Source organism: Janthinobacterium sp. RA13 (assembly GCF_000745325.1).
Lineage (GTDB): Bacteria > Pseudomonadota > Gammaproteobacteria > Burkholderiales > Burkholderiaceae_D > Janthinobacterium > Janthinobacterium rivuli.
The window spans coordinates 1-21,620 of sequence record NZ_JQNP01000001.1 but is presented as its reverse complement, the minus strand read 5'-3'; the positions used below and the strand labels follow the sequence as shown (position 1 = coordinate 21,620).

Below are 21,620 nucleotides of genomic sequence, written 5' to 3'. Positions count from 1 at the left end.
GCAGATGCAACAACGTGTAACGATGACCGGAGTGCGTTAAAATCGCCGCCTTCGCGTAGATGAACTCTACGCCCCGCAACAGTTCAAGGAAACCCATGAAAGCCGCCCGCAGCCTCACCTTCAAGTGCGTAAAATGTCACAAATCCATGCAGGTCTACCTGCAAAAAGTCTCCGCCTGCTCGCATATCCAGCCATACCAGGGCATTTGCGCATGCGGCGAACTCAAGCGCCATGCCACGGGCCAGGCCGATGCCGTCAAGTCTTACCTGGAGTCGGCGGACGGTAGCTGGTCGCACCACCACTAATGGTTAAAGAATGGGCGTAGAACGCCGTTAATAACGGTACTTCGCTCATTGAGAAACCGCCATGTCCCAGCTACCCGCCCTTGCCAGCCGTCAACCCGCCTCGAATACGCTGGCTGGCCAGCAGCCGTCCCGCACGGGCAGCGGCGCCACGGGGTTGGCAGGCTCGTCCCTGATGCAGCGCACGGCGCAAGACGTGGTGGCGCTGTCGAAAAATGGCCTGGACCTGTCGGCCAAGGGACTGTCGCAACGCACCGATGCGCTGGGCAACGCCACCGTCGACGTGGCGCAGGATTTTCTGAACAACATGACGCGCCAGCTATTTGGCGACGGCGCCACTGTCTCCTTCGATTCGGTCGACCTGCAAGCCGGGTCCAGCTTCAGCAGTGGCAGCGCCAGCGTCTCGGGCGCGGGCGGCAGCAGCCGCGCGGCAGCCTTCAGCCTCGATGAAAACGCCCATTTCATCGGCAAGGGCAAGATCACGACGGCCGATGGCCAGACCTTCGACTTCGAAGTGGAAGTGCAATATCAATCGAACATCAGCGCGGGCATGCTTGAGCAAACGCAGAATGCCGCCGAGGAAGCAGGCTCCGCCGATGACACAAACCTGCCCGCGAAAGAGTTGCCGGCCACGCACTTCGGCGGCAATCTGCACGACCTGTTCAAGCTGCTGGGCCAGCAATTGCAAAGCAACATTTTTAACAGCAACGCCGATGGCGCCAGCGCCAGCGGCAAGGATGGCGACCTGGCGGGCAGCCTGAGCTTGCGTTTGCTCAAGCTGGTGCAGCCGGATACAGCGGTCGACGCCGCCAAGGAAGAGCAGGCGCGCGCCCGTGCGCTGGCGCTGGCCTATGGCACGGACACGGCAAACAGCACGGCCAGCAACGTATAATGGAAGACGGCCTGCGCAGGCGACCATGCCGCGCGCCCCCTTCTATCGATTGAATCCCATGTCCGACACTTCTTCACCTACCGTTCATCCGCAGATCCACTGGAGCGAAAACGGCGCCGAGCATTCGGCCCGCTGGCGCTCGGAAAGCGGCATGCCGCCGCCCAAGCGCGTCGTCATCGCCGATGACCGCACGACGGCCGACCAGGCTTACCGCCTGGCCTGCGAAGGCACGGCCATGCTGTGGCGCGGCGACTTCCAGAACGCGCGCCAGCTGCTGCAGGCGCTGGCGCGGCGCGCCGACCACAAGAACGACAAGCCGAGCAAAAAGGCCAAGGCCGCCAAACTGGCCAAGCCGGAACCGTCCGCCACGGAAGCGTTTCACTTGCACCGCCAAGCCCAGTCGCAGCGCGCCCGCACCTTGGCCATGCTGCTGCTGCCTTTTGATGCCGACTACACGATTCCGCTGCGCCGCGCGCCGGACGTGAAACTGGCCTGCAATGAAGCGTATGGCCGCGGCGAAGAAGCGTTCGTCGCCTCGCTGCGCGAACTGCTGGGCCTGATCGGCGCGCACGAATGGCGCCGCACGGGCGTGGAACTGCCGGCCCTGGGCCAGCGCATCCACCCGCATTACGGCGTGTTCGCGCCGATCCGCGGCGAATACGTGGGTCTGGTGATGGAAGCGCCGCTGCCCGCGCGCGCCAAGCTGGCCTTCGACATCGGCACCGGCACGGGCGTGCTGGCCGCCGTGCTGGCGCAGCGCGGCGTCCAGCGCATCGTCGCCACCGACCAGGACCCGCGCGCCCTGTCCTGCGCGCGCGAAAACCTGGCCCGCCTCGATGTGATCGACAAGGTCGAGGTGGTGCAGGCCGACCTGTTCCCTGCCGGCCGCGCCCCGCTCGTCGTGTGCAATCCGCCATGGCTGCCGGCCCGCCCAAGCTCGCCGATCGAATACGCCGTCTACGATCCGGACAGCCGCATGCTGCGCGGCTTCCTCGCCGGTCTGGCCGACCACCTGGAGCCGGGCGGCGAAGGCTGGCTGATTTTGTCGGACCTGGCCGAGCACCTGGGCCTGCGCCCGCGCGCGCAATTGCTGGAATGGATCACGCAAGCGGGCTTGAAAGTCATCGACCGCCTGGACGTGAAACCCACGCACCCGCGCGCGCAGGATGCCACGGACAGCCTGCATGCGGCCCGCTCGCAGGAAATCACCTCGCTGTGGCGCCTGGCGGCGGCGTAATCGAGGATCTGAAAGCCGGCCATTGCGCATTGCAGCAAACCCCGCTATAATTCGCCTGCGGGGTGGAGCAGTCTGGCAGCTCGTCGGGCTCATAACCCGAAGGTCACAGGTTCAAATCCTGTCCCCGCAACCAACATATAAAAGCCGCTGATTCCTGCAAGGGGATCGGCGGCTTTTTCCATTGCGGCGCAGCATGCCCATGCCCCTCCTGCACACCAAATGCCCCCGCTTGCAATGCGCTCTTTCGCAATGCAACAAACTGGTATATAATTCGCCTGCGGGGTGGAGCAGTCTGGCAGCTCGTCGGGCTCATAACCCGAAGGTCACAGGTTCAAATCCTGTCCCCGCAACCAATACATAAAAACCGCTGACTCCTGCAAGGGATTCAGCGGTTTTTTCATTTCAGGCCGGGCCAGTACTTTTACACGGCGACGCTGGCCCTGATCTGCCTGGCCGCCGCGTGCAGGCTGGCCGCTACTCTTTCCAGCTTGTCGGCGCCCGCCGTTTCGGCCAGCGCGGCAAAGGCGCTGATATGGAACGTCGCCACCATCGCTGGCGACACTTCCAGCTCCAGCGCCGTCTTGCTCAATTCCGTCGACGCTTCAAGATAGGGCTCGCTGCCCGCCTCGAACGCCTGCTTGGTTTCCAGCAATTCCTGGCCGCCTTCGGCCTTGGCAAGGCAAGCGTCGACCTTTTGCTGGAAGGCCGGCAAGGTGTCGCGCACGGGGCCGGGTTCAGGCGCCGCTTCGGGTTCCACTGGCGCAGGCGCGGCTGCGGCCGGCTTGTCCGCCGCCGGCATGTCGCGCATAGTCAGCCAGCGCTCGACGGCGAGGAAATCGGCAAACGGCTCGGCCACCTTGGGATTCATCAGCCAGACTTCGCCCGTGCGCCAGTCGATCCGGGCGCCGCGCTCATTTCTCGCCAACAGGATATCCTTGCCGCCATCGGGATTCGACACCCGGCCGATGTCGAGCCAGTTCATCAGTTCCGCCTGGCGCGACATCGCGTTGACCCGGTGAAAAAAGGCCAACCATAAGAATCTGGCGACCAGGAGAACCAGGGCACCGCCAACCATCCACATCATTTTTCGCTCCGCACCACATCGACAAGCCGCATTTTCTCACATGAAAGCTTGCGCCAAGGAAACTTTTACATCTGCCGTGCGCAGGCGCAAATCCGGCACCGCACACGAGCCGGGCTTGCAGTCGCATTTCAGCAACGCCGTGTTTTCCTGATTGCCTGGCGCGCGCCGCTGCGCTATTATGAGAACAATTCTCATTTAGATTAAGCCGCATTCCACCCGCCATGCTGTCCGCCCCTTCCCCGTCGTCCGATTTCCAGGCCCTGTATGCCGAGCATCATTCCTGGCTGCTGCACTGGCTGAAGCGCCGCCTGCACGATGCGGGGCTGGCCGGCGACCTGGCGCAAGATACCTTCATCAAGATTTTCGTCGCGCGCAGCAGCGCCGGGATCGCGCAGCCGCGCCCCTTCCTGGCCACCATCGCCAAGCGCCTGCTGGCCAACCACTGCCGGCGCGAAGCGCTCGAACGGGCCTACCTCGACGCCCTGCTGCACCAGCCGCAAGCGAGCACGCCGTCGCCGGAAGCGATGTCCCTCCTGCTCGAATCGCTGCAACTGGTCGACCGCGCACTGGACCAGCTGTCCGCCAAGGCCAAGGCCGCTTTTTTGCTGGCCCACCTGGACGGCATGACCTACGCCGAGATCGCGGCCGAACTGGACACCACCACGCATTCCGTCAAAAAATACCTGAGCAAGGCCAATCTGCTGTGCTTTTTTGCCGTGCCCGATTTTGCCGCATCCTGACATGCGCGGCGCCACCGTCTACGCACAGGGCCAGCCCATCGACCTGGCCATCGCCATGCAGGCGGCCGAATGGCTGGCCACCCTGATGAGCGGCGAAACCACGCCGGCGGAAAAAACGGCCTGGCACGAGTGGCGCCAGGCGCACCCCGACCATGAACGGGCGTGGAAACACATCGAAAGCGTCAGCGGCGGCTTGCGCGAACTCGATGCGCAGGCCAGCCGCAAGGCGTTGACACAGCGCTCCCGCCCTGCCTCGACCATCTCGCGCCGCCGCAGCCTGCAGTTGCTGGCGTGGGCAGCCACCATCGGCCTCACGGGCTGGTTCGGCGCGCGCTCGGACTCTGCGCCCGTCCTTGCCCGCGCCGCGCTGGCCGACCTGTCCACGGGCGTGGGCGAACGCCGCGAGCTGACCCTGCCCGACGGCAGCCGTCTGCACCTGAACAGCGGCAGCGCCGTCAACATCCGCTACACGGGCACGCGGCGCCTGCTGCAACTGGTGCAGGGCGAAGTGTTCATCGCCACGGCCCGCGAAACGGGCCGCCCTTACCGCCCCTTCCTCGTCGAAACGGCGCAAGGCCAGGCGCAGGCGCTGGGCACGCGCTACTCGGTGCGCCAGGCCGATGGCAGCACGCTGGTCGCCGTCGAGGAAGGCGCCGTCCGGCTGATGCCGCGCCATGGCGACGCCAGTCCCGTGCTCCGCGCGGGCCAGGGCGGCGGCATGACGGCGCACGATGCCCTGCCCGCGCACGCCGTCTCGCCCGACATCTGGGCCTGGCGCCAGGGTTTGCTGCTGGCCGACGCCATGCCGCTGCGCGACTTCCTGCATGAACTGAGCCGCTACCGCCACGGCTTGCTGGGCTGCGACGACGCCGTCGCCGGCCTGCGCATCTCCGGCGTCTTCCCCCTGGCCGACCTGGACGCCGTGCTGCTGTCGCTGCCCGATTCGTTGCCGGTGGACGTGCGCCTGCGCACGCGCTACTGGGTGCAGGTGGAAGCGCGCCCGCAGCGCTGACTATGTATTTTGATGCCAGCACAAAAAAAGTACCCGCTTTCGTTTCTCGCGTGACCTGTGTAGGCAACGTTCTTTTTGACGACTACACCACAAGGTAACCATGTCTCTTGCCATTCATTCCCAGCCGCGCATCAAGCGCATGGCGCATGCCATTCAACTCGTCTTCATCGGTTCGGCCCTGCTGCTGAACGCCCAGGCGCCAGCCCTGGCGCAGGAAAGCGCCGCAGCGCCAGCCACCAGTCAGGATTTCCAGGTACCGGCCGGCGACCTGGCCACGGCGCTGCGCCAGGTCGCCAGCCAGTCGCGGGTCATTCTCAGCTTCACGCCGGAGCAGACGCGCGGCAAGACGTCGGCCGGCTTGAGCGGCCGCCACGACGTGCTGGCCGCCCTGAACGGCGTGCTGCGCGGCACGGGCCTGAAGGCCGAGCGCAGCGCCAACGGCAGCTTTGTCCTGCGTCCGGCCGATGCGGCGGCCGGTGGCGAAGCGCTGTCGATGATGCCGGAAGTGTCGGTCAAGGCGCAGCAGGATGCGACGGAAGGCTCGGGCGCGTATGTCTCCACCCTGCCGATCGCCACGGCCACGCCGCTGGGCCTGTCCGTAAAGGAAACGCCGCAATCGGTCAGCGTCATCACGCAGCAGCGCATGCAGGACCAGGGCTTGAGCACGATTGCGCAAGTGATGGCGCAAACGCCGGGCATCACGCTGTATTCGCTGGGCAGCGAACGCACGGGCTTTACTTCGCGCGGCTATTCGATCAGCAATTACCAGCTCGATGGCGTCAGCACGCACTCGGAAACCATGGGCCTCAATGCGATACCGTCGCAAAGCCTGGCCGACATGGCGCTATACGACCGCATCGAAGTGCTGCGCGGCGCCTCGGGCCTGATGACGGGTGCGGGCGATGCCTCGGGCGCCATCAACATGGTGCGCAAGAAGCCGACGGCGCAGTTCCAGGCGTCCGTCGAAGGCGAGCTGGGTTCCCACGATGAGCGGCGCGCCATGGCCGACATCGCGGGTCCGCTGAACGAGGCAGGCACCGTGCGCGGCCGCCTGGTGACGGTGTACGAGGAAGGCGACAGCATCGTCGACGGCTACAACCGCGACAAGAAAGTGGTCTACGGCGTGGTCGAGGCGGATCTGTCCGCCGACACGAAGCTGACGGCGGGCGTCACGCACCAGCGCAAGCGCACGAATGGATCGTTGTCCTACCTGGGCTTTCCCCTGTTCTACAGCAACGGCGCCAGGACGGACCTGCCGCGCTCGTTCAGCCCGGCGGCCAAATCGAACCGCTTCGACACCAATTCGACCGACCTCTTCGCCACTGTGGAACACGCGCTGGCAAACGACTGGAAGCTGAAAATATCGGCCAACCGCGTGCAGTCGTCGCAGGAAGAGCGCGCCGTCTACCTGAACGTCAGTGGCGGCTTGCCCGACCAGGCCACGGGCGATGGCCTGCGCTTGAACGCCGACTACCGCGACTACCAGCTCCAGATCAACAGCGTGGATGTCAATGTGCGCGGACCGTTCAGCGCATTCGGCCGCCAGCACGAACTGGTGCTGGGCATGGACTACAGCGAATTTCAAAGCACGACGGATGCCCGTTTCGACAAAAGCATCGAGCGCACGCCCGCCAACCTGTACCGCTGGAATCGCACGGCGACGCCCGTGTTTGGCGGCACCTATGGCACCAACGACAGCACGCGCCGCCAGGCCAGCGTGTATGCCGCCACGCGCCTCCACCTCTCCGAGCGCCTGAAATTGATCGCCGGGGCAAAAGTGCTGCGCTACGACGAAAATTACATCTCGAACACGCCTGCCGAGTCCTATTACAACGCGGCGCCAGCCTCGGACAGCCGCGTCGTCACGCCGTATGGCGGCCTGGTGTTCGACATCGACGGCACGCACAGCGCCTACGCCAGCTACTCCACCATCCATCAGCCGCAAGCATCGCAGGACCGCTATGGCCAGCTGCTGGCGCCGCGCGAAGGCAAGACCCTGGAAGCGGGCGTCAAGAGCGGCTGGCTCGATGGGCGCCTGAACACGGCCGCCGCGCTGTACCAGATCCGCCAGAACAACCTGGCCGAGTCGGATCCAGGCTACTACGTGCCTGGCACCCAAAATTTCGCCAGCCGCGCCATCAAGGGCGCCAAAACCCAGGGCGTGGACCTGGAAGCGACGGGCGCCCTGACGCCGGACTGGAACATCTCGGCCTCGTGGTCGTACAGCCAGACGGAAAACAATGAAGGCAAGGCCATCCTGGGCACCTTCCCGCGCCACCTGGTGAAACTGTGGACCACTTACCGCCTGCCCGGCGAGCTGCATCGCCTGACGGTGGGCGGCGGCATGAACTGGCAGAGCCGCGTGTATTCCGACATCGACGCATGGCAGATCAAGAGTACCCTGCACTGGGAACAGAAGGCCTACTCGGTGGCCAGCCTGATGGCGCGCTACGACGTCAACGACAAGCTGTCGGCCACCGTCAACGTGTCCAACCTGTTCGACAAGCAGTACACGGCCTCGATCTCGGACTGGTGGTACTCGGGCATGTATGGCCCGGCGCGCAAGGTGGCATTAAGCGTGCGCTATCAATTCTAGGCCGGGCTGAATATTTCACATTGGCGCAGGGCCGGTGATACAATTTTCCCGCTTCACGGGCGTTGCCGGCCATTGCCGTCAACGCCCGTGCCCATAGAGACACCCAAGGAGAATGTGTGAAGGACCTCGCCCCCGCCCTGCCAGCCGATCCGGCCGACCAACCCGCCAATCCCTCGCGCCGGCGCATTTTCCAGGCCGCTTCCGCAGTCGGCCTGGCCGCCAGCCTGCCGGCCCTGGCCGACGCCGCGCCAGCAAAAAAGACCATCGCCAAGGGTTCGCTCGACGCGAAACTCAAGACGCACGTCAAGAACGTGGTCGTGATCTACCTGGAAAACCGCAGCTTCAACAACCTGTTCGCCAACTTCCCCGGCACCAGCGCGCCCCTGTCCGCCGTCACGGCAGAACAGGCGCAGCAGCTGGACCGCGACGGCAAGCCGCTGGCCACCCTGCCGAAGATCTGGGGCGGCCTCGTGCCGAACCAGCAAAATATCGGCGGCACCGATTACCTGATCAAGGAAGAGCAGATTTCCGGCCTGCCGAACGCGCCCTACAAATTGAGCGACGCAGCCGGCAAGCCCCTGCCCGAGAGCATCATCACGCGCGACCTCGTGCACCGCTTCTATAACAACCAGATGCAGATCAACGGCGGCAAGAACGACGGCTTTGCCGCGTGGGCCGACAGCGGCGGCCTGGTGATGGGCCACTACGGCGAAACGTCGAAAAACCTGAACCTGTGGCAAATCGCCGAGCAGTACACGCTGTGCGACAACTTCTTCATGGCGGCCTTCGGCGGCTCCTACATGAACCACCAGTTCCTGGTGACGGGGCGCGCCAACGAATACTTCAATGCGCTTGATACGGCGGCGAAGAAAAAGATCGCCGTGCTGTCCGACGGCCCGCAAGGCGTGCGCCTGGCGATCTCGCCCGACTGCCCCGCCTCCGCGCTGGACGGCAAACCGAAATACGTGAACGACGGCGCCCTCACGCCGGACGGCTACGCCGTCAACACCATGGCGCCGCCCTACCAGCCAAGCTACATCCGGCCCGCGTTTGACGGCGACCCGCTGCATGCCGATCCGGCTGACGCGAATACCCTGCCGCCGCAAACCTACGACACCATCGGCGACCTGCTGTCGCGCAAGGGCGTCAGCTGGGCGTGGTATGGCGGCGGCTGGCAAGCGGCGCTCGACCACAAGGGCGGCGGCAGCAAGCCGAACTTCCAGTTCCACCACCAGCCGCTGAACTACTTCAAGCAGTTCGCGCCCGGCACGGCCGCGCGCACCGAGCACCTGCGCGATGGCGGCACGGGCGACAGCCCCATCTCGAACAAATTCCTCGCCGCCGCCGTGGCGGGCAAGCTGCCGGCCGTGACCTTCTACAAGCCGCAGGGCAATCTGAACCTGCACGCCGGGTACTCGGATATCGAGTCGGGCGACCAGCACGTGGCCAACGTCATCCAGCATCTGAAGGAATCGCCGCAGTGGAAAGACATGATCGTGGTGATCACGTTCGATGAAAACGGCGGCTGGTGGGACCACGTGGCGCCGCCAAAAGGCGACCGCTGGGGTCCGGGCACGCGCATTCCCGCCATCGTCGTCTCGCCGTACGCGAAGAAAGGCGCCGTCGACCACAGTTTTTATGACACGACGTCGATCCTGCGCCTGATCACGCGCCTGCACGACCTGCCGCTGCTCGAAGGCCTGAAAGTGCGCAATGACGCATTCGCGTCCCGTGGCGCGCTGCCGCCGGGTGACCTGACGGGCGCTCTGAGCTTCCGCTAAGCCACCCACAATGCGGCACGCCTGTGATACACTGCGTGCCGCACTTAAATCCGCAGGACAAGTTTTCCTGCAGGTTGTCCCAACAATGAGCCCGACTCCAGTAGCCGGGCTTTTGTTTTGTGGATGAAGTTAAAGCGTATAGACATAGGCGGGCAGCACCTTGCCCGCCCCCTGGCTTTCGCAGGCCAGGGACAGAGGTTAGCAAATGAGAGATAAAAAAGACAACGCCACCATCGACTTGCCCGGCTTCGGCCCGCCGCCAGCGCACGAGGCCCAAGAGCCGGCGCCTGAGCCGCAGCGCCGCGCGCGCGCGCGCAAGGTGGCTTTGAAGCAGGTGCAGCTCGAATTGCTGGAGCCGACCGATGCCTCAGGCCTGCCCGTGTGGACGCGCGACGCCGGCCTTGATCTCACCGGTTTGCCCATCTGGGCGCCCGACAATTAGTATCCATGCCGGCGGCCGTTTGCCGCCAGCTTCCACACCACCATCCGCACAAGGGCGTAGAACGCCTGTAGACTGTGCCCATCCACCCGCTTTTTACCGGTTCCCGCCCCTATGAACACCACCACTGCCACTACCACTTCCTTTTCCAGCCTGCCGCTGACGCCCGCCTTTTTGGCCAACCTCGATTCGCTCGGCTACCACGAGATGACCACCATCCAGGCGCAAAGCCTGCCGGCGGTGCTCGATGGCCGCGACCTGATCGCCCAGGCGAAAACGGGCAGCGGCAAGACGGCCGCCTTCGGCATCGGCATCCTGCACAAGCTCAATCCGGCCTGGTTTGCCGTGCAGGGCCTGGTGCTATGCCCCACGCGCGAACTGGCAGACCAGGTGGCCAATGAGCTGCGCCGTCTGGCCCGCGCGGCCGGCAACATCAAGATCCTGACCCTCACGGGCGGCGCGCCGATGCGCCCGCAAATCGCCTCGCTGGAACACGGCGCCCACATCGTCGTCGGCACGCCGGGCCGTTTGCGCGACCACCTGGGCCGCGGCACCATCAACCTGAACCACGTGCAAACCCTGGTGCTCGATGAAGCGGACCGCATGACGGACATGGGCTTTTACGAGGAAATCGCCGGCATCGTCAGCGCCTGCCCGGCGCGCCGCCAGACCTTGCTGTTCTCGGCCACGTATCCGGAAGACATCCGCCGCGCCACGGCGTCGTTCCTCGTCAATCCGCTGGAAGTGACGGTCGAGGCGCAGCACGACAACGACAAGATCGAACAGCGCTTCTATGAAATCGGCTTCGACGAGCGCAATGGCGCCGTCGGCAAGCTGTTGAAACACTTCAAGCCGGAATCCACGCTGGCCTTCTGCAACACCAAGGTGCATTGCCGCGAACTGGCCGACGAACTGCGCCAGCAAGGCTTTTCCGCGCTGGCCCTGTACGGCGAGCTGGAACAGCGCGAGCGCGATGAAATCCTCGTGCTGTTCGCCAACCGCAGCTGCTCCGTGCTGGTCGCCACCGACGTCGCCGCGCGCGGCCTCGATATTTCCGACCTGGGCGCCGTGATCAACGTCGACGTGTCGAAGGACACGGAAGTGCACATCCACCGCATCGGCCGCACGGGCCGCGGCAGCAAGAAGGGCCTGGCCCTGTCGCTGTGCGCGCCGAACGAGAAAAAATGGGTCAAGCTGATCGAGCAATACCAGAACAGCGCCGCCGAATGGCACGACCTGAAGGAACTGGCGGAAGATGACGGCATGGAGGCGCTGCCGGCGCCGATGGTCACCCTGTGCATCATGGGCGGCAAGAAGGACAAGCTGCGCCCGGGCGACTTGCTGGGCGCGCTGACGGGCGACGCCGGCCTCACCAAGGAACAAGTGGGCAAGATCAACGTGTTCGAGTTCATGACCTACGTGGCGCTGGACCGCAAGGTGGCCGAAGCGGCCTTCAAGCGCCTCAACGCGGGCAATACCCTGGGGCGCGACTTCGGCAACATCAAGGGCCGCAGCTTCAAGATGCGCTTTATCGAGGCGTAAGCACCTGCAAGGCACGCAGGGCCGCCATGGCCCTGCGTCCCGGATAGTCTTCCCACACGGGATACTGCCGGCGGTAGTAGCAGTTCCAGTAGCTGATGGCGCGCCGCTCCAGGGTGGCCACATAGGCGGGATTGTCCCGCAGGTAGCGTGCCAGCGCCTGCGTATTCCAGGCCGGCAGCGCCGCGCCAATTACCTCGATAATCTCCAGCACGTATTCGCCGCACAGGTGCACGACGAAGGGCACCGTCCACGCCCGCTCCTGCAGCAGCAACTGCCTCAAACACGCTTCGCGCACATGGCCGTCATGGTGGCGCGCGCCCAGGCACAGGGCGAGCACGCCCGCGTCGCCGGGCAGCCGCGTGCAGGCCAGCAAGCGCTCGCGGTCGTAATACGTGCGCGTCGGAATCAGCAAGGCCTGTCCATCCTGGCGCACGGCAAATGGCGGATGTGCGGGGCGGCTCCCCAGCGCGGGCAGCAGCTGCGCCACGGCGCCGGCCAGCGCGGCCGGAAAGGCATCCGCTTCAGCCATCGCCAGCTTCCTTGCACACCTTGCGCACGCCCAGCGCAGGCATGTCGACCTTTTCAAAGATCACATTCGAATACCATGCGGCAGGATCGCCTTCGGTGGGCTTGCCCAGCGAGATATAAAAGCCGCCATGCGTGAACAGCGCCGTGGTTTCCTTGCCAGGCCTGGCGGCTTGCAGGAAGCCGGGCCAGGCCGCCTTGTCGACGGGCGTAAAACGCGCGGCCAGCAGCGCCAGCAAACGCGCATGCGTGGCCGGCGCATACGGGAACAGGTACAGGTATTCGACCAGTTCGCCGCCGTCCGCCAGGCGCGTGACGGCGGATGTCGCCGCATCCACGGCTTCCTTGCCCGCGCCAAAACGACAGAGCACCCCGCCGCTGTAGGCGAAATCGATGACGGTCGCCGGCGCGCACGCCTGCCGTTCGCGGTCGACGCCGACGGGCGGCAGCGCGCGCACTTGCGCCAGCAGCGTGTCGCCGGAGGTGGCCAGCGCGGGAAAGCCCGGACACTCGCTGGCCGCCTGCGCGCAGGAAAAGGACAGGCAACAACTCAATAGCAGCAAACCACGCTTCACGGCATCTCCCGCGTTTATAAGGCGGCCATTATGCATGGCCGCCACAGATACGGCCACACGCTCACAGGGGACGCGCCTGCTGGCCCTGCGGCGTATCGTCGATGTCATAGCCGGCCGCACGCGCCAGTGCGCGCAAGCGGTCCGCCTCGGCCCACTGGCGCTGCGCGCGGGCGATGGCCCGTTCCGCCATCCATGCCTGCACCGGCTGCGGCACTTCCACCTGCGCCGGCTGCCAGGCCAGCAGATCGAGTCCCAGGGCCGCATCGAAACGGGCCATGGTGGCCTTTTTGACGGCATCCGGCAGCTCGCTTTTCAACAGTTCCCAGGCCATGGCCAGGGCGCGTGGAAAGTTCAGGTCATCGTTGATCTGCGCCGCGAAGCGCGCCAGCCATGCAAGATCAGGAGCGGCCTCACTATCCGCCTGGCCCAGCCCATGTACGCTGACCCGCAGGCGCGCCAGGCCGCTGCTGGCGGCACGCAGGGCTTCGTCCGTGAAATTGAGGCTGCTGCGGTAATGGGCGCCCAGGCACAGGTAGCGGTAGGCCAGCGGATCGACGCCCTGCGCCACCAGGCTTTGCAAACGCAAAAAGTCGCCCGAGGATTTCGACATCTTCGCGTCCTGTGTTTTCAGGAAGGCGCCGTGCAGCCAGAAGTTGGCCAGGCGCGTGCCGTGGCGCGCTTCCGTTTGCGCGATCTCGTTGCTGTGGTGGACGGCCACGTGGTCTTCGCCGCCGCAATGGATGTCGAAATACGCGCCCAGATGCTTTTCCGCCATGGCCGAGCATTCGATATGCCAGCCGGGGAAACCCAGGCCCCACGGGCTGTCCCACTCCATTTGCCGCTGTCCCGGCACGCCGCTGAACTTCCACAGCGCGAAGTCGCAGATGTCGCGCTTTTCTCCCAGGTCCACCCTTTTCCCCGCCTGCAGGCCGTCGCGGTTCAGTCGCGCCAGTTTTCCATAGCTGTCCTGGCGCGTCGTGTCGAAATAGATGCCGTCGTCCGTGCGGTAAGTGTAGCCCTTCGCTTCCAGGTCGAGGATGAAGGCGATCTGCTCGGCGATGTGGTCGGTGGCGCGGCACCAGACGGTGGGCGGCAGGATATTCAGCGCGTGCAGGTCATCCTCGAACGCGCGCGTGAATTCAGCGGCGATATCCCAGGCCGACTTGCCGCTGCGGGCGCTGCGCGCCTCGATCTTGTCGTCGCCGCTGTCCGCATCCGACGTCAGATGGCCGACGTCCGTGATGTTCATCACGTGGCGCACCTGCAAGCCGTTGAATTCGAGCGCGCGGCGCAAGCCGTCGACGAACAGATAGGTGCGCAGGTTGCCGATGTGCGCGTAATCGTAGACGGTGGGACCGCAGGCATACAGGCCCGCCTGGCCCGGGGCGATGGTCTCGAAGGGCCGCAGGCTGCGGCTATACGTGTCGTACAAATGAAGTGTCATGCGGGACTTTCATGAGCGTTGCGGAAAAAGAAAATGGCCACAGGTTTTTCAACGCTGTGGCCATCGGAATGAGGAGTAAAAATTTAACGGCGCCGGGCCGCATCCTCGCGAAGCCAGGTACACGGACACAGCGCAGCGGCGGCGCGGTATGCAAGGACTGGATGGAGGATGGAAGAGATCATGGAGACAATATCGCATGCGCGCGGGCGGGCCGTCAAGCCCTCCCGCGGCGCCAGCTTATTTTTTCGCCTGCTCGATATGCGGCAGCAGCACCGTCAACATGCCCAGCAGCGGCAGGTAGGAGCAGATTTTGTACACATAGGCGATGCCTGCCACGTCGGCCAGGTGGCCCATGGCGGCGGCCGCGATGCCGGACACGCCGAACATCAGGCCAAAGAAAATCCCCGCGATCATGCCCACCTTGCCCGGCACCAGTTCCTGCGCGAAGACGACGATGGCGGAAAATGCGGACGAAATCACGAAGCCGATGATCACCGTCAGCACGGCCGTCCAGAACAGGTCGACGTAGGGCAGCAGCAGGGTAAACGGCGCCGCACCCAGGATGGAAATCCAGATCACGCGCTTGCGGCCGATGCGGTCGCCGATGGGGCCGCCCATGAAGGTGCCGGCCGCCACGGCGGCGAGGAACAGGAACAAATACAGCTGGGCATCGCTGAGCGACAAGTGGAATTTGTCGATCAGGTAAAACGTGTAATAGCTCGACAGGCTGGCCATGTAGATGTACTTCGAAAACACCAGCAGGGCCAGCACGCCCAGCGCGCCAATCACCTTGTTGCGCGACAAGTTCGGTCCAAGGCCGCCCGTCTTCGGCTTGAAGCTGGCCAGGTGGCCGCTGTACCAGTGGCTGACCTTGTACAGCACGCCGATGGCCAGCGCGGCCAGCAAACTGAACCAGGCGACATTGCCGTGGCCACGATTGACGATGACGGCGGCCGCCAGCAGCGGCCCCAGCGCGGAACCGATGTTGCCGCCCACCTGGAACAGCGACTGGGCAAAGCCGTAGCGTCCGCCCGAGGCCATGCGCGCCACGCGCGACGCTTCCGGGTGGAAGGTCGACGAGCCGACGCCGATCAGGCCAGCGGCGATCAGCAGAGTCGGAAAGGTCGACACGACGGACAGCATCAACACGCCGGCCAGGGTAAAGCACATGCCGACGGGCAACAGGAATGGCAGCGGACGGCGGTCCGTGTACAAGCCGATCCAGGGCTGCAACAGCGATGCCGTGCACTGGAACGTCAGGGTAATGAGGCCGACCTGGGTAAAACTGAGTGAAAACTCGGCTTTCAGCATCGGATAAATCGACGGCAATAATGCCTGGATCAAGTCATTGAGCAAATGCACGAAGGCGACGGCGCCCAGGATGTGCATGGCCAGACCGGATTGTTGTTGGGAACGATGAAGCGAAGGAGCCGCCGGCACGGACTTGGCCAATGCTGGGGCAGTTGTGGTTGTGTGCATGTGTCATCCGCAATAATCGGGCACGGCGGGCGGCCCGGCAAAGAAGCCAGTATAGTATGGTCACTGAACTGATAACTTCCAATAATCGTCGCCCAAGTGACAACCGAGAGACAAGCCAACACCCCACATGTACACCCAGCAACCCGCCCAGACCCATCCCGACGGCGTGCCGTTCAGCCGCAGCACCAGCTCGCACGATTACCAGCACGTGCCGCGCCCCGTGACGGCCATGTCCAGGCAATATGCGGCCGGCGACTACACGGCGCCGCACAGCCACGTGCGGGCGCAGCTGCTGTATGCGACGGAAGGCGTGATGCGCGTGTCCACCGAACACGGCGTGTGGATCTTGCCGCCGCGGCGCGCCCTGCTGATCCCCGTGGGCGTCGTGCATGAAGTCCACATCTTGAGCGAACTGAGCATGCGCACCGTGTACATCGATGCGCAAGTGGCGGCCCCGTATGGCGACGATTGCAAGGTGCTGGAAGTGAGCCGGCTGTTGCGCGAGCTGATCCTGGCCTTGCTGGCCGAACCGGTCGAATATGCGCTGGCGGGGCGCGGCGACTGGCTGGCGCACCTGATCCTGTCGGAACTGGCAGCGGCCGATACCGTACCCCTCGCCATCCCCTGGCCGCGCGACCGGCGCCTGGTGGCCGTCTGCTCGGCCATCATGAGCGCGCCCGGCAGCCGGCGCAGCATCGAAGAGTGGGCGCAGGATGCGGGCGCCAGCGCGCGCACCCTGATCCGTTTATTCCCCAAGGAGACGGGCTTGCACTACCGCCAATGGCTGCAGCAAGTCCACCTGGCCGAGGCCTTCTGCCGCCTGGACCGGGGCGAAGGCGTGGCGGCCATCGCCTATGCGCTGGGCTACGCCAGCCCCAGCGCCTTCAGCGCCATGTTCCGCCGCATCCTGGGCCGCACGCCGCAACACTACCTGAGCGAGTGGCGCGCCGCCGACTAAACGAAAAAAGCAGCCCGCAGGATGCTTTCGTCAAGTGGTTTGCCGGCAATTGTCAATTGTCGGCTTACGCCCTGCGGGCTAAGCCGACCTACGACGATGTCGGCGTACCGGGCAAGGCGCCAATGATGGGCGCCGCGTAGGTCGGCTTAGCGTGGCAACGCCGCGCGTAAGCCGACAAGCTGCGTTGCCGGCATTGTCGGCTTACGCCCTGCGGGCTAAACTGGCCTACTCTTTTTCGCCCGCAATCAGGCGGTAAGCCAGCGCGCCCAGCAAGGCACCGATGATCGGTGCCAGCCAGAACAGCCACAGCTGGCTGGTGGCCCAGTCGCCCACATACAGGGCCACGCCCGTGCTGCGGGCAGGGTTGACGGAAGTATTCGTGACGGGAATGCTGATCAGGTGGATCAGCGTCAGCGCCAGGCCGATCGGCAGCGGGGCGAAGCCGGCCGGCGCGCGCTTGTCGGTGGCGCCCAGGATGACGATCAGGAAGAACATCGTCAGCACGATTTCAATGACCAGCGCCGACAGCATCGAATAGCCGCCCGGCGAGTGGGCGCCGAAACCGTTCGAGGCAAAGCCCTTGCTGACATCGAAGCCGGCCTGGCCGCTGGCGATCACGTACAGCACGCCGCCAGCGACGATGGCGCCCAGCACTTGCGCGATGATGTACGGCAAAAGTTTATTGGCGGGAAAACGGCCGCCGGCCCACAAGCCGATCGAGACGGCAGGATTCAGGTGGCAGCCCGAGATGTGGCCGATGGCGTAAGCCATGGTCAGCACCGTCAAGCCAAACGCCAGCGCCACGCCGACAAAACCGATGCCGAGGCCGGGAAAAGCGGCGGCCAGCACGGCGCTGCCGCAACCGCCCAGGACCAGCCAGAACGTGCCGAGAAATTCGGCGCCATATTGTTTCATGATGTATTCCTTTAAATAGTCGAGAAAACGTACCAGGGGACGACCAGACAGACCGCTCATTGAGCTCGCCCTCACCGCATGGCGATGGCAAAGCAAAACACCAGCAAAGTACGGCTACGCAATCGCAGCACAGCGCGCATAATGACATGTTGTCATTATCAAGGCAATATTAATCTCATGCAACAATAGTAATGGTTATCCTGGAATCAACTATTAATTTAATAACCATTATGGCGCGGGGCGGCGCATGTATTTGTGCGGCGCCTCCAGTGGCGCAAAACCAAAGCCCGCATACAGGCCATGCGCATCATCGGTCCCCAGCATCCAGGCGACCTCGCGCAAGCGCTCGTCGCCGAGCACGGCGGCCACCATCTGCTTGCCATAGCCCCGCCCCTGGTATGGCGGCAGCACGAACACGTCGCGCAGGTAGGCAAAATCCGTGTAGTCGGTGATGACCCTGGCGAACGCCACTTGCTGGCCACCCACGTAGCCACCGAAGCACAGGGCATTGGCGATCCCCTTGCGCACGGTTTCAATCGCCACGCCGCGCTTCCAGTACGACTGCTCGCTCAGGTAGCGGTGGATCATGGGCACGTCCAGGTCGCCGCGCTCGCTGGAAATGTGTAGTGGCGCGTGCATCAGTTCTTGTACAGCAAGTCGGCCTCAGCGATGCTGGGCTCGCCGAAATACACGGTGCGCAGTTCGCCCTTGGCATCGCTGCCCATGTACACGCCCGTCATGCTGCGCTGGGCCGGATCGTACAGAATAGAATAGCGGTGGCCGCAATTGTGCGGCTCGCAAACACTGCTCAGCAGACGCGCCTTGCCGTCGATCTCGACGGGCTTGAGCGGACTGGCCACGCCATCGGGCACCCAGCGCTGCCGCTTCAGGCCGGCCTTTTTCAGGCCGATATTGAAAGCCTTGCGAAAGGCGTAGTCAGACTTGTAAACATCGGGGAAATACGGGCAGGCAGGGCCGCCGTCGCAGCTTTGCGCCTGCTCGATCAGCGACAGTTTGGGCGTACGCGCTTGCGCAGGCATGGCAGCCAGCGTCACGGCGGCGCCAAGGAACAGGGGTAAGAGCAAACGTGCGGACATGCAATCTCCTAAAAGCATCCAATAATGGGTGCAGCATAGCAGAATGGCATGCTTGCGCAGCGGCCTCAGGGAGAACAGCGGATGCCGACCACCCCGTTGACCTTGCCTTCCGCCCAGCCCGTCTCGCGCCAGCGGTACACGCCGGGCGCGACGATGATCAACTGCCATTCCACCAGCTTGCCAGCGGCATTGACACGGGTTTCATTGTCATAGCGCAACGTCAAGCTATGCTCCGTTTCCGCCACCACGGTCGCGGCGAAGCGGTTGGTTTCACCCAACTTGCTTTTCCACGTCCGGTCATTAAAGATCGCCAGCCGCTGATGATCGTCAGACAACTGCATGCGCGTAAAGTGCCGCGCTTCTTCGCACACACTATTCGTATTCACGCTGTCGGACCAGCTGCCAGACAATTGCGTGGCGTCGAAAGGAGTCGGGGTGGCGGCCACGGCCGCGCTCAGCAGCAAGATTGCAAGCATAATTTATCGCAAGAAAACGAAAAGAATCATCATGGCAGGCGCAGCGCCAGGGTAATGCTCGACGGCAGCGCCGGCGTGCGCCGGTGCAAGGTCGCCTGCTCGTAGGCGTACGCCATCGCAATGAGCTGCATGTCACCGTGGGCAGGACCGATGAAGGACAAACCGACCGGCGCGCCGCCGGCCACGCCGGCCGGCACCGTGATATGCGGCAAGGCCGACGGCGCCTGCGCCACGCCATGACAGGTAGGCCCCACCAGCGCATCGAACCCATGCGAGCACAGCAACGCTTCGATGCCGCCAGGCACGGGCGCGGCCGGGATCTCGATCAGTTGCGCGCCCTGTTCGCGCAACGCCAGCAGCGCCTGCCCGATCACGGCATCGGTCCCGGCACACTGGCCGAACAGGCTGCGCGCCACGCCGATGCGGCGCCCATGCAAACCGGCAGTATCGAGCACCACACCATCGGCCAGGCGCTCGCCGCTCAAGGCTGCGAGCAGCCAGGCCGCCTCACGCACGCTGGGCGCCATCGGTCCGGCCGTGGCTGGCTCACCGCCCTGCCCCGCGGCAGTCCTGCCCGTGGGCTTGATGGCGACCAGGCCGCAGTTTGAAGCAGGCGCGACGATGGAGCCGTCCGCCGCGCTGTCGACGGCCAGGATGGTCAGCCCGGCCCAGCTGGCAGTGGCATGCGGCACGCTGACGGCGGCCCACTGGCGCAAATTGCTTTTGCCGATGATGACGGCGCCGGCCGCGCGCAGGCGCGCCGCCACGAAGGAATCGCAGCCGGCATGCGTGGCCAGCGGTGACTGCGTGCGCGTCTTCATGCGGTCGCCCGTGGCGATATTGTCGCGCAAGACGACGGGAATGCCATGCAAGGGACCGCGCACCTTGTGCACTTGCCGTTCCCGGTCCATTTCCAGGGCAATTTTCAGCGCATCGGGATTGATTTCAATGCCGGGATAGGCGCGCGCGCCGATGCTGCACAGGGAGCGGATACGCCCCAGGTACTGCGACGTCAGCGCATGGGAACTGAGTTTGCCTGCCTGCATCATCTGCTGTTGCGGCAAGACGCCCGCATCGAGCAGATGGGCCATGGGACTGGCGGGCGCCGTGGCACGGGCCAATACGGGACGCGACGCGCCACCGCGTAACATCTGACTGCGCTGCATGGTATCTCCAGGAAACTTCAATGTTTCTACCGCAATAATGTTCTAGCCATAGCATAGCAGTCCTTGCAACACAATTGTTGTTGAAGGGAATTATTTTTTAAGCAAAAAAAACGCTGCCCGAAGGCAGCGTTTCTTGATGATTTGGCACTGGGGCAAATCAGTTGCGTACAACACGCTTGTATTCGTTGGTACGGGTGTCGATTTCGATGACGTCGTCCTGTGCCACGAACAGCGGCACTTGCACGGTGTGGCGATGTGCGTCGATGGCGTTTTCGATCTTGGCTTCTTTCAGGACGTTGCCCGAGGTGTTGCCCTTGACCGCTGGCTCCGAGTACACCACTTGACGGGCGATGGTCGTAGGCAGTTCAACGGAGATCGCTTTGCCGTCGTAGAAAATGGCTTCGCATTCCATGCCATCTTTCAGGTAGTTCAGCGCTTCGCCCAGGTTTTCTTCTTCGATTTCGTACTGGTTGTACTCGGTGTCCATGAACACGAACAGCGGGTCGGCGAAGTACGAATACGTCACTGGCTTTTTATCCAGAACAACAACGTCGAACTTGTCGTCGCCGCGGAACACGTTTTCCATCGGGGTGTTCGTCAGAAGATTTTTCATCTTCCATTTGTAGGTGAAGCCCGTGCGGCTCGAACCGTTGACATCAGAACGCAACACGATCATTGGCTTGCTGTCGACCATGATGATATTGCCAACACGAATTTCTTTTGCGGGTTTCATAGGAATGTACGTAAAAAGTGGGTTGCATGAAGACCATCTGCCGCCTGTGCGCCATCAGCGCCGCAAGCTTGCGTTTGATCGGTTAAAAATACGTTAGAAATAACCGGGCATTTTACCTTAATTTTTGGCAAGCGCCTATCTCGTCGCGCCAGCGAACGCCAGCAGCTTACTTGCCAGATCGCCATTAGCCTGCATCTGCCGCTGCCAGGCCTGCGCGCGCGCCCGGATGCGCGGCAGATCGGCCTGCAATGCGGGCCACAGCCGCGTCCATGGCGAGGCATCCGCGCTGGCGCCATTCCAGGCCAGCGCCGCTTGCACCAGGCTGTCGATGGCGCCGTCCGCGTCCATCGCATAGCGCTGCAGGAAGGCGCGCAATTTCACGTGATGCAAGTTTTCATCCTGCACATAGATATGCCAGAGAAACGGCTGGCCGGCCCATTGCGCGCGCACGAAGGAATCTTCGCCGCGCACGAGGTTGACGTCGCAAGCCCACAGCAGGCGGTCGTAATCGTCTTGCGGCACGAACGGCAGCACGCGCACGGTGAGCGCGCCGCGCGTGCGCGCCGCGCCGGCCTTCGCCGCATCGTCGCCGATAAACGCCTGAACGGCATCGAACGCGACGCCTTC

General features: G+C 64.0%; 22 protein-coding genes and 2 tRNA genes. 12 read left to right on the top strand and 12 right to left on the bottom strand.

The features are described from left to right. The first annotated feature begins 95 nt into the window (after nt 1-95). The 5 genes from FG13_RS00120 to FG13_RS00100 all read left to right on the top strand — a co-directional run bounded on the left by FG13_RS00120 (nt 96) and on the right by FG13_RS00100 (nt 2,784). The gene (locus FG13_RS00120) at nt 96-305 is read left to right on the top strand and encodes a hypothetical protein (RefSeq protein ID WP_034755039.1); all 210 of its coding nucleotides are present in this window, start codon (nt 96-98) and stop codon (nt 303-305) included. A gap of 61 nt (nt 306-366) precedes the next feature. After that, nucleotides 367-1,194 (top strand): hypothetical protein, encoded by an 828-nt coding sequence (locus tag FG13_RS00115; RefSeq protein ID WP_051958253.1) that lies wholly within the window; start codon nt 367-369, stop codon nt 1,192-1,194. 58 nt (nt 1,195-1,252) lie between these two features. Next, entirely contained in the window at nt 1,253-2,431 is a 1,179-nt protein-coding gene (locus tag FG13_RS00110; RefSeq protein WP_035817322.1) for a methyltransferase, read from the top strand. Nucleotides 2,432-2,487: 56 nt separating this feature from the next. Then, nucleotides 2,488-2,564 (top strand) — tRNA-Met (locus tag FG13_RS00105). Between the two features lie 143 nt (nt 2,565-2,707). Next, a tRNA-Met gene (locus FG13_RS00100) sits at nt 2,708-2,784 on the top strand. Between the two features lie 68 nt (nt 2,785-2,852). On the opposite strand, the gene FG13_RS00095 is transcribed toward FG13_RS00100, so the two are convergent. Beyond that, complete coding sequence (locus FG13_RS00095; protein WP_152598636.1) at nt 2,853-3,461, bottom strand: hypothetical protein; 609 nt, start codon at nt 3,459-3,461, stop codon at nt 2,853-2,855. Between the two features lie 275 nt (nt 3,462-3,736). Here FG13_RS00095 and FG13_RS00090 point away from each other — a divergent pair, with 275 nt between their 5' ends. From FG13_RS00090 to dbpA, 6 genes are all read left to right on the top strand, one after another. Beyond that, the gene (locus FG13_RS00090) at nt 3,737-4,255 is read left to right on the top strand and encodes a sigma-70 family RNA polymerase sigma factor (RefSeq protein ID WP_035817319.1); all 519 of its coding nucleotides are present in this window, start codon (nt 3,737-3,739) and stop codon (nt 4,253-4,255) included. Nucleotide 4,256: 1 nt separating this feature from the next. Next, complete coding sequence (locus FG13_RS00085; RefSeq protein ID WP_035817317.1) at nt 4,257-5,267, top strand: FecR domain-containing protein; 1,011 nt, start codon at nt 4,257-4,259, stop codon at nt 5,265-5,267. 100 nt (nt 5,268-5,367) lie between these two features. After that, entirely contained in the window at nt 5,368-7,863 is a 2,496-nt protein-coding gene (locus tag FG13_RS00080; protein ID WP_035817314.1) for a TonB-dependent siderophore receptor, read from the top strand. A 116-nt stretch (nt 7,864-7,979) separates the two neighbouring features. After that, a complete protein-coding gene (locus FG13_RS00075; RefSeq protein ID WP_051958251.1) occupies nt 7,980-9,644 on the top strand; it encodes an acid phosphatase in 1,665 nt (554 codons plus the stop codon). A 205-nt stretch (nt 9,645-9,849) separates the two neighbouring features. Next, entirely contained in the window at nt 9,850-10,086 is a 237-nt protein-coding gene (locus FG13_RS00070) for a hypothetical protein (protein WP_035817310.1), read from the top strand. A 111-nt stretch (nt 10,087-10,197) separates the two neighbouring features. After that, nucleotides 10,198-11,625, top strand: coding sequence for an ATP-dependent RNA helicase DbpA (gene dbpA / locus FG13_RS00065; RefSeq protein WP_035817307.1), 1,428 nt, complete (start codon nt 10,198-10,200; stop codon nt 11,623-11,625). Here the strand turns inward: dbpA and FG13_RS00060 are convergent. The 4 genes from FG13_RS00060 to FG13_RS00045 all read right to left on the bottom strand — a co-directional run bounded on the left by FG13_RS00060 (nt 11,612) and on the right by FG13_RS00045 (nt 15,648). Further along, nucleotides 11,612-12,154 carry a hypothetical protein gene (locus tag FG13_RS00060; RefSeq protein ID WP_051958249.1) on the bottom strand — a complete coding sequence of 181 codons (543 nt, stop codon included), beginning with the start codon at nt 12,152-12,154 and terminating at the stop codon, nt 11,612-11,614. The genes dbpA and FG13_RS00060 overlap by 14 nt on opposite strands. Further along, nucleotides 12,147-12,725, bottom strand: coding sequence for a hypothetical protein (locus tag FG13_RS00055; protein WP_035817306.1), 579 nt, complete (start codon nt 12,723-12,725; stop codon nt 12,147-12,149). Before FG13_RS00055 ends, FG13_RS00060 begins: the two co-directional genes overlap by 8 nt. A gap of 61 nt (nt 12,726-12,786) precedes the next feature. Next, nucleotides 12,787-14,169, bottom strand: a complete 1,383-nt coding sequence (gene cysS / locus FG13_RS00050; protein WP_035817305.1) for a cysteine--tRNA ligase — start codon at nt 14,167-14,169, stop codon at nt 12,787-12,789. A 237-nt stretch (nt 14,170-14,406) separates the two neighbouring features. Beyond that, a complete protein-coding gene (locus tag FG13_RS00045) occupies nt 14,407-15,648 on the bottom strand; it encodes an MFS transporter (protein WP_081922339.1) in 1,242 nt (413 codons plus the stop codon). Nucleotides 15,649-15,775: 127 nt separating this feature from the next. On the opposite strand from FG13_RS00045, the gene FG13_RS00040 reads away from it, so the two are divergent. Further along, nucleotides 15,776-16,606 carry an AraC family transcriptional regulator gene (locus FG13_RS00040; RefSeq protein WP_051958247.1) on the top strand — a complete coding sequence of 277 codons (831 nt, stop codon included), beginning with the start codon at nt 15,776-15,778 and terminating at the stop codon, nt 16,604-16,606. 225 nt (nt 16,607-16,831) lie between these two features. Here FG13_RS00040 and aqpZ read toward each other — a convergent pair whose 3' ends face one another. The 7 genes from aqpZ to earP all read right to left on the bottom strand — a co-directional run. Further along, nucleotides 16,832-17,521 (bottom strand): aquaporin Z, encoded by a 690-nt coding sequence (aqpZ, locus tag FG13_RS00035; RefSeq protein ID WP_035817302.1) that lies wholly within the window; start codon nt 17,519-17,521, stop codon nt 16,832-16,834. 228 nt (nt 17,522-17,749) lie between these two features. Beyond that, nucleotides 17,750-18,160 (bottom strand): GNAT family N-acetyltransferase, encoded by a 411-nt coding sequence (locus FG13_RS00030; protein ID WP_035817301.1) that lies wholly within the window; start codon nt 18,158-18,160, stop codon nt 17,750-17,752. Continuing rightward, the gene (locus FG13_RS00025; RefSeq protein WP_035817294.1) at nt 18,160-18,618 is read right to left on the bottom strand and encodes an Ivy family c-type lysozyme inhibitor; all 459 of its coding nucleotides are present in this window, start codon (nt 18,616-18,618) and stop codon (nt 18,160-18,162) included. Before FG13_RS00025 ends, FG13_RS00030 begins: the two co-directional genes overlap by 1 nt. A 65-nt stretch (nt 18,619-18,683) precedes the next feature. Next, entirely contained in the window at nt 18,684-19,094 is a 411-nt protein-coding gene (locus FG13_RS00020; RefSeq protein ID WP_035817293.1) for a hypothetical protein, read from the bottom strand. Between the two features lie 29 nt (nt 19,095-19,123). Further along, the gene (locus FG13_RS00015) at nt 19,124-20,260 is read right to left on the bottom strand and encodes an amidase family protein (protein ID WP_051958244.1); all 1,137 of its coding nucleotides are present in this window, start codon (nt 20,258-20,260) and stop codon (nt 19,124-19,126) included. Nucleotides 20,261-20,417: 157 nt separating this feature from the next. Next, a complete protein-coding gene (locus FG13_RS00010; RefSeq protein ID WP_034758247.1) occupies nt 20,418-20,993 on the bottom strand; it encodes an elongation factor P in 576 nt (191 codons plus the stop codon). 135 nt (nt 20,994-21,128) lie between these two features. Continuing rightward, the coding region (gene earP / locus FG13_RS00005) for an elongation factor P maturation arginine rhamnosyltransferase EarP (protein ID WP_035817292.1) at nt 21,129-21,620 on the bottom strand (492 nt) is incomplete at its 5' end.

What these genes read in the sequence shown, in the direction of transcription:
- FG13_RS00030 (WP_035817301.1), bottom strand. Translation starts at nt 18,160, where the DNA reads ATGCACGCGCCACTACACATTTCCAGCGAGCGCGGCGACCTGGACGTG.
- aqpZ (WP_035817302.1), bottom strand. Translation starts at nt 17,521, where the DNA reads ATGAAACAATATGGCGCCGAATTTCTCGGCACGTTCTGGCTGGTCCTG.
- FG13_RS00020 (WP_035817293.1), bottom strand. Translation starts at nt 19,094, where the DNA reads ATGCTTGCAATCTTGCTGCTGAGCGCGGCCGTGGCCGCCACCCCGACT.
- FG13_RS00090 (WP_035817319.1), top strand. Translation starts at nt 3,737, where the DNA reads ATGCTGTCCGCCCCTTCCCCGTCGTCCGATTTCCAGGCCCTGTATGCC.
- FG13_RS00015 (WP_051958244.1), bottom strand. Translation starts at nt 20,260, where the DNA reads ATGCAGCGCAGTCAGATGTTACGCGGTGGCGCGTCGCGTCCCGTATTG.
- dbpA (WP_035817307.1), top strand. Translation starts at nt 10,198, where the DNA reads ATGAACACCACCACTGCCACTACCACTTCCTTTTCCAGCCTGCCGCTG.
- FG13_RS00120 (WP_034755039.1), top strand. Translation starts at nt 96, where the DNA reads ATGAAAGCCGCCCGCAGCCTCACCTTCAAGTGCGTAAAATGTCACAAA.
- FG13_RS00085 (WP_035817317.1), top strand. Translation starts at nt 4,257, where the DNA reads ATGCGCGGCGCCACCGTCTACGCACAGGGCCAGCCCATCGACCTGGCC.
- FG13_RS00025 (WP_035817294.1), bottom strand. Translation starts at nt 18,618, where the DNA reads ATGTCCGCACGTTTGCTCTTACCCCTGTTCCTTGGCGCCGCCGTGACG.
- FG13_RS00070 (WP_035817310.1), top strand. Translation starts at nt 9,850, where the DNA reads ATGAGAGATAAAAAAGACAACGCCACCATCGACTTGCCCGGCTTCGGC.
- FG13_RS00060 (WP_051958249.1), bottom strand. Translation starts at nt 12,154, where the DNA reads ATGGCTGAAGCGGATGCCTTTCCGGCCGCGCTGGCCGGCGCCGTGGCG.
- FG13_RS00045 (WP_081922339.1), bottom strand. Translation starts at nt 15,648, where the DNA reads ATGCACACAACCACAACTGCCCCAGCATTGGCCAAGTCCGTGCCGGCG.
- FG13_RS00115 (WP_051958253.1), top strand. Translation starts at nt 367, where the DNA reads ATGTCCCAGCTACCCGCCCTTGCCAGCCGTCAACCCGCCTCGAATACG.
- FG13_RS00080 (WP_035817314.1), top strand. Translation starts at nt 5,368, where the DNA reads ATGTCTCTTGCCATTCATTCCCAGCCGCGCATCAAGCGCATGGCGCAT.
- cysS (WP_035817305.1), bottom strand. Translation starts at nt 14,169, where the DNA reads ATGACACTTCATTTGTACGACACGTATAGCCGCAGCCTGCGGCCCTTC.
- FG13_RS00040 (WP_051958247.1), top strand. Translation starts at nt 15,776, where the DNA reads ATGTACACCCAGCAACCCGCCCAGACCCATCCCGACGGCGTGCCGTTC.
- FG13_RS00110 (WP_035817322.1), top strand. Translation starts at nt 1,253, where the DNA reads ATGTCCGACACTTCTTCACCTACCGTTCATCCGCAGATCCACTGGAGC.
- FG13_RS00010 (WP_034758247.1), bottom strand. Translation starts at nt 20,993, where the DNA reads ATGAAACCCGCAAAAGAAATTCGTGTTGGCAATATCATCATGGTCGAC.